Origin of the sequence: Vibrio sonorensis, assembly GCF_001854765.1 — a bacterium.
GTDB classification, from domain to species: domain Bacteria; phylum Pseudomonadota; class Gammaproteobacteria; order Enterobacterales; family Vibrionaceae; genus Vibrio; species Vibrio sonorensis.
This window is the reverse complement of record NZ_LJJE01000025.1, coordinates 22,881-29,858: the sequence shown is the minus strand read 5'-3', so window position 1 is coordinate 29,858 and position 6,978 is coordinate 22,881. Positions and strand designations below refer to the sequence as shown.

The 6,978-nt window shown below is 43.8% G+C and carries 5 protein-coding genes; 3 read left to right on the top strand and 2 right to left on the bottom strand.

Going from position 1 to position 6,978, the window contains the following annotated elements; genetic code table 11:
* Nucleotides 1–73 precede the first annotated feature (73 nt).
* The gene (locus BLO31_RS04835) at nt 74–1,042 is read right to left on the bottom strand and encodes a glycosyltransferase family 2 protein (protein WP_139158941.1); all 969 of its coding nucleotides are present in this window, start codon (nt 1,040–1,042) and stop codon (nt 74–76) included.
* A gap of 827 nt (nt 1,043–1,869) precedes the next feature.
* Entirely contained in the window at nt 1,870–2,661 is a 792-nt protein-coding gene (locus BLO31_RS04830) for an ABC transporter permease (RefSeq protein ID WP_070963135.1), read from the bottom strand.
* 426 nt (nt 2,662–3,087) lie between these two features.
* On the opposite strand from BLO31_RS04830, the gene torE reads away from it, so the two are divergent.
* From torE to torA, 3 genes are read left to right on the top strand one after another with little or no spacing between them, the layout of a single operon-like run.
* On the top strand, nt 3,088–3,264 hold the full coding sequence (gene torE / locus BLO31_RS04825) for a trimethylamine N-oxide reductase system protein TorE (RefSeq protein ID WP_070963134.1): 177 nt from the start codon (nt 3,088–3,090) through the stop codon (nt 3,262–3,264).
* A gap of 41 nt (nt 3,265–3,305) precedes the next feature.
* A complete protein-coding gene (gene torC, locus BLO31_RS04820; RefSeq protein ID WP_070963133.1) occupies nt 3,306–4,490 on the top strand; it encodes a pentaheme c-type cytochrome TorC in 1,185 nt (394 codons plus the stop codon).
* Nucleotides 4,491–4,514: 24 nt separating this feature from the next.
* On the top strand, nt 4,515–6,977 hold the full coding sequence (gene torA / locus BLO31_RS04815) for a trimethylamine-N-oxide reductase TorA (protein ID WP_070963132.1): 2,463 nt from the start codon (nt 4,515–4,517) through the stop codon (nt 6,975–6,977).
* The last annotated feature ends 1 nt before the right edge of the window (nt 6,978 follow it).

Sequence of the window (6,978 nt, the reverse complement as noted above, 5' to 3'; positions counted from 1 at the left end):
CTTCATCCATGGTTGGCTAGATTATAAGCGGGTACAAAAATCGAATGGCAGTCTCAAAAAGCTCCGCTTATTCTCACGTAGATTTACCAAACCCAATGAATTTTTTCCACCATGTTTTTTTATTTACTAATGTTGAAACTACATATTCACTGCCTCGAACCTCCTTGGTAGGACTATGTTCTGAGACTCCAACTGAGGCAACTTCCGTTGGTTGAACACTTATCATTCTAGTATCTTGCCCCTCTCTATCTTCTGTTAACTCCTCCGAAGTAATAATTCCCCATCCTTCAGGTATAACAAAGTTTTTAGCCTTGAGATTCTCCACATTCTTCTCAAAATACGGATATGTAACATAATTAGAAGAGATGGGACCTTGGAGTATGTGGTGTTCATCGTTCCACGGCGCTGCAATTATTCCCCACTTATCCTCAAATAAATAAGAAGATATGCAATGAAATTTCATGCTATCCAGTGCTGCGTTACGCCTATCTAAATTAGTAAACGGAATGGTAATTAACTCAGAGTCCACCCTATCGATTTCTTCATCCGATTCAAAGCGCCTAGAGTTGTAATCATAAACCTCGTTAGAACCAACTACATTCAGTTCTCTTCCATGAGCGATATCATTTATAGAAGATTTTTCTCGGTTGTATATCAAGGCCCTAAGAAAGTAATCCGCTTCCTGAAAACCGATATTACAAAACCGTTCATCCCACATTCCAATTTTTCTCACGGCCTCTGGCAAGTAGCTACAGAATGTATCGCCCGCCCCCATCGTTATAAAGCTATACTTTTTATGTAGTTCTTTTAGTTTATCGAGCCAGTCTGGCTTAAATAAAACATCATCTTGTACTGTTACTACTATATCACTTCTAGGATTCGACAAGTCCCGAAAACCATGAAGTATAGCTTGGTTCCAGTTTCTTGCTAAGTGACCAGTAGAAAAGTCCGGGCGCAAATCATTATGTAACACATTAACAATGTCAATATAGTTAGAGTCAAGATGAAAATCACTGTGGTTATTAATTATATTAATCTCCACATCAGCTCCACTGTCAAGTATGCTCCTAATGTTTGCATTAAGATCTCTTTTATTCCTATAAGTAACAATGTATATACTAATCACAAATACCTCACTAATAATATCTTAAATTATCTTTCTACGACATTTCATTTGAAAGTTCTCACAAATCTATATAACTCGGTTCAAAACGTTACCCGCTACTCTCCCTATTACTACAAACTCTTTCAGTTTTTCCGTTCACAATTAATGGAAAGTACTCTTATATATCGTCAAATATTACCTAGTAGCATTCAACCATGGTGTATGCACGTTTACCTATTCGAGCCATGTGTACATAACGATTTACCGGGTGCTCTTGTTCAGTCATAACCACAAAAACCTTATCATATCCACAAAATGTATCTTGCATCGAATCATTTTTACAAGTAACTATTTTAACTGTACATTCTCTGCCGCACTAGCTCCTCTACCAACTACCTACCGCATATACCTGGTATACATAAATTGAACACATATTCATGAGATTAAGTTTAACTTAGACGTCCAGGTGATTTCTACAACATTACTGCTAACAGTAGAATTTCTAATTTTTATCCCTTGTAGAATAGATCCTTGAACCGACTAAGCCTTACTAGGTTGACCTACAATAAAATATAGTGGGTTTTTATTGTGTATAAACATATATCTAGATTTGTAGCTAAAATTTGTGTAACACTAGTTTTAGCGTGAAAGCCTAAGTTATTGACTAACCTACAAACGCATTAAAACCCACCTAGCCTTGGTGTACTTGGCTCCACAGAAATTGTGGATAACCTTGATCAAAGAGTGTGTGCAGCTTATTGATCTTAGGGCGATTTCTGTTTCACTAACAGTCGTCCATTTGGGTCGATTTGAGTTTTTATCACCAAACTGAGAGTGATACCGACCGATACAGTGAGCATGACAAAAATCGCGACCATTATCATTAGTTGGTATTTAATCGCGATAATAGGACTGGCCCCTCCTAAAATCTGGCCAGTCATCATGCCCGGTAAGGTAACTAACCCCATAGTTGTCATAGAGGCTAGGGTAGGGGCAAGAGACTTCTGCATGGCTTCTTGAACAAATGGTTTACAGGCGTAACTAGGTTTTGCGCCAAGAGAAATGGCTGCTTCGTATTCGTCCCTTCTTTGTTCAAAAGCGCTAAACAAGTTTTGTAATGCGATGATATTGCCACTTAAGCTGTTTCCAAGCAGCATTCCAGCCAAGGGAATTAAGTACTGAGGGTGGTAAAAAGGGACGGGTTGAACCACCAGTAAACAGATTATGAATAAAAGCGGGAAAAGAGCGCAGATCAATCCGCTAGAAACCAAGGTTAAAAGTTGCCCTTGTGGTAGCCGTGACTTACTTAAAATTGAACTGGCACCGATCAGCACCATTGCTAACAGCCACAAAGCACTGACGGTTAAGCTGTTTAAAGAAAATAAATACTCAAGATAGACGCCAACCAGAATAAGTTGCAATGTCATCCGAGTGACGCCAACCAGCACATCTTTGCCAATGCCAAGCTGCAGGCGAGAGTTGAGCCAAATCGGAACCAATAGCAGCGCCATAAAGCCGACTAACACCAACCATGGAATATCCTGTACTGAATTCATACTCGCTCCTCGCATTCAGTTCGCATTGTACTGGAGTTCCATCAGCTTTGCTTAGCACTAGTTCAAATTGAAAGTTTTTGATAACACTTGGTTTACATTTCTAGTTATGCAAGGTGTCAAATAACAGTAATATCGCACTTAAAACTCATCGCCATTAAGTCTTGGTGTTCACCGTTCGTTAACAATTAAAACAAATTCGAAACCTGCTCATTTTGATACATTTGTTCATATTTTTTCACATGATTTCTTATTCAAATACATCTCTGGATGAGCTCAAAAAAGTATTGAATAACGGGCGATGCAGGAGATTATTTGATTGAACCACACTAATAGTATGGTCTAACATTTTTCATTAGATATTGTATAAAAAATGGCTTTATTCAAATAGGACTTGTTCCTGAGACTGGATACCCTAAAGGCAAATGTATGAATAATGTTAACAAAATCGAGGGTGGCGAAAAGCGCTCTCTAGAGTGGAAGTCCTTCCTCTTTATCACAGTTGTTCTCTTTCCTGTACTGAGCGTGGCGTTTGTTGGCGGTTACGGTTTTATCGTCTGGATGCTACAAGTGTTTTTCCTCGGTCCTCCGGGTGCGCACGGATAACTCAAAAAGACATCACCAATAACTAATTAAGAGAGCAAGTCATGAAATCATTCATTATTAAACTGTGGCGCACCATGACGCGTCCGGCAGTACATATCAGCTTAGGTGTGCTCACCATGGGCGGATTTCTTGCTGGTATTATCTTTTGGGGTGGTTTTAATACCGCGCTTGAAGCGACCAATACCGAAGAGTTTTGCATAAGCTGTCACACCATGCGCGACAATGTGTACGTAGAGCTTCAAGAAACCGTTCACTGGAAAAACCACTCTGGTGTTCGTGCGACATGTCCTGATTGTCATGTTCCCCACAACTGGACAGACAAAATCGCACGTAAGATGCAAGCTTCAAAAGAGGTGTTTGCGCAGATCTTTGGCGACTATGATCAAGAAGGCGTTTTTGAAGAGCGCCGCATTGAGCTGGCTAAACACGAGTGGGATCGTTTCTCTGCTAACGGTTCTCTAGAGTGTAAAAACTGCCACAACTACGATTCGATGGACTTTGAACTAATGTCGCCCACGGCGCGAATTCAAATGAAACAGGCGGCGGAAAAAGATCAAAGCTGTCTTGATTGTCACAAGGGTATTGCGCACAAGTTACCTGCAGATATGGAAAGTGTCGGTGGCATCGTAGGTGAGCTAGAACAACTAGCGTCGAGCACCAAATACGATACAGGCAGCAGCTTAGTGAGTGTTCGTCACTTGCCAGTTTACTTTGATGACAAAGGCGAAAAAGAAGCGGGCCTACTTAACCCAGCATCAGAAGTTAAGATTCTGGATCAAAAAGGCGAGATGATGCAGGTTGAAATCGATGGTTGGCGCAAAGCAAAAGGCTTTGGTCGCGTCATCCAAGAAGACTTTGGTATGAACATCGCAGTGGGCTCTTTGTTAAAAGAAGCGGCATTAAGCGATGAAGTGGTGACCACTGGAGAGAAGAAGATCGATGATCTTACGGGACTACCTTGGGAGAAAGTCACGGCAACGGTATGGATGAAGAAAGAAGCCATGCTCAATGATGTTACCCCGATTTGGGATCGAGCGAGTGAAGCTTATAAAACCAACTGTTCAATCTGTCACACCCAACCAGATGAAGCGCACTTTGATGCCAACACTTGGCCGGGCATGTTCAACGGTATGCTTGCATTCGTAAACTTCGATACTGACAGCGAAGCGCTAGTATTGAAGTATCTGCAAAAACACTCTTCAGATTTTGTTGAAGGCCACCACTAATCAGCGTCACATGGAGTAATTAAAATGGCTATTTCGCGAAGAAGTTTTCTCAAGGGTGTTGCGACAACGAGTGCGGCATCTGTCATCGGGCCAAGCCTACTGGCTTCAGCTTCGGCAAGCGCTGCTGAAACCACAGGTAGCTGGAAGGTTTCAGGCTCTCACTGGGGAGCGTTTAGAGCGCATGTCTATGCGGGCAAAGTCCAAGAGATAAAACCGCTAGAAAGCGATACGCATCCAACCGATATGATCAATGGCGTGAAGGGCATCATCTATAGTCCATCGCGTGTGCGTTATCCGATGGTGCGCTTAGACTGGCTTAAAAAGCACAAGTACAGCGCAGAAACCCGTGGTAACAACCGCTTTATCCGCGTGACTTGGGACGAAGCTTTGGACTTGTTTTACCGCGAACTTGAGCGTGTGCAAAAAGACTACGGTCCATGGGCATTGCATGCAGGCCAGACGGGTTGGCGTCAGACCGGGCAATTTCACAGTTGCACCAGCCATATGCAACGAGCAGTTGGCATGCATGGTAACTTCATTACCAAAGTGGGGGATTACTCTACAGGTGCTGGCCAGACTATTTTGCCATACGTGTTGGGATCTACAGAGGTATATGCACAAGGTACGTCTTGGTCTGAAATCCTCAAGCATTCAGACAACATTATTCTGTGGGCAAACGACCCAGTGAAAAACCTTCAGGTGGGGTGGAACTGTGAAACTCACCAGTCTTTCCCTTACCTTGAGCAACTGAAAGAGAAAGTGGCAAAAGGCGAGATCAACGTGCTCTCTGTTGATCCGGTGAAAAACAAAACTCAGCGCTATTTAGGCAATGATCACTTGTACATTAACCCACAGACCGATGTGGCGTTTATGTTGGCAGTGGCACATGTGCTCTACAATGAAAAGCTTCACGATGAGAAATTTATCGAAACCTACTGTCTGGGGTTTGATGATTTTATTCAATACGTTCAAGGCGAAACCAAAGATAAAATCGAGAAGACGCCAGAATGGGCAGAAGAAATCTGTGGGGTAAGTGCTGACGAGATTCGAGCATTTGCTCGTATGTTAGTCAACGGCCGCACACAAATCCTCTTTGGCTGGTGTATTCAGCGTCAAGAGCACGGAGAACAGCCTTACTGGATGGGGGCCGTTATTGCCGCCATGGTTGGTCAGATAGGTTTGCCAGGTGGTGGCGTTTCCTATGGACATCACTACTCAGGTATCGGTGTGCCATCAACGGGGTTTGCAGCACCGGGTGGTTTCCCACGTAATTTGGATCAAGGTTCTAAACCTAAGTGGGATAATATTGATTACAACGGTTATAGCAAAACGATTCCCGTCGCTCGATGGATCGATTGTCTACTCGAACCGGGCAAAGAGATTCGATACAACGGCTCAAAAGTAAAACTTCCACCGTACAAAATGATGGTTATCTCAGGCAACAACCCTTGGCATCACCATCAAGATAGAAACCGTATGAAGCGCGCTTTCCGAGAGCTGCAAACCGTGGTGACCATTGAGTTCGCTTGGACGGCGACCTGTCGCTTCTCCGATATCGTTCTGCCGGCTTGTACTCAGTGGGAGCGAAACGACATCGATGTTTACGGCTCATACTCTGGCAAAGGGTTGATTGCAATGCACCGCTTAGTGGATCCCCTGTTCCAGTCAAAAACCGACTTTGATATCTGTCGTGAGCTGACCCGTCGATTTGGTCGCCATGAAGAGTACAGCCGAGGTATGGATGAGATGGAGTGGGTACGTTCTCTGTACGATGATTGTAAAGCGGCCAATGCTGGCAAGTTTGATATGCCAGAATTTGACGAGTTCTGGGAGAAAGGCGTTCTAGACTTTGGTGAGGGTAAACCTTGGGTTCGTCATGCTGATTTCCGAGAAGATCCCGAAATCAATGCGTTGGGTACGCCGTCTGGCTTTATCGAAATTACCTCGCGCAAGATCGGCCGCTATGGTTACGAGCACTGTCAAGAACACCCGATGTGGTTTGAGAAAACCGAGCGTTGTAACGGTGGTCCCGGTTCCGATAAACATCCATTCTGGTTACAGTCGTGTCACCCAGACAAACGCCTTCACTCGCAGATGTGTGAGTCAGAGGAGTTCCGTGCTACGTATTCAGTTCAGGGGCGTGAGCCAATTTACATCAACCCTAAAGACGCAAAAGCAAAGGGCATCAAAGATGGGGATCTAGTACGTGTGTATAACGATCGCGGCCAATTGCTTGCGGGTGCTGTATTGACCGATAGTTACCCGCAGGGAGTGGTTCGCATCGAAGAGGGGGCTTGGTACGGTCCTCTCAACGAAAAAGATGGGGCAATTTGTACTTATGGAGACCCGAACACGCTTACTTTAGATATAGGTTCTTCAGAACTTGCTCAGGCAACGTCGGCAAATACGTGTTTGGTGAACTTCGAGAAATTTAAAGGCAAAGTACCGCCGGTAACGTCATTCGGTGGCCCTATCGAAGTGGCGTAAG

Excerpts from the sequence above, each read along its gene's own strand:
- torA (WP_070963132.1), top strand. The coding sequence starts at position 4,515 with ATGGCTATTTCGCGAAGAAGTTTTCTCAAGGGTGTTGCGACAACGAGT.
- torE (WP_070963134.1), top strand. The coding sequence starts at position 3,088 with ATGAATAATGTTAACAAAATCGAGGGTGGCGAAAAGCGCTCTCTAGAG.
- BLO31_RS04830 (WP_070963135.1), bottom strand. The coding sequence starts at position 2,661 with ATGAATTCAGTACAGGATATTCCATGGTTGGTGTTAGTCGGCTTTATG.
- torC (WP_070963133.1), top strand. The coding sequence starts at position 3,306 with ATGAAATCATTCATTATTAAACTGTGGCGCACCATGACGCGTCCGGCA.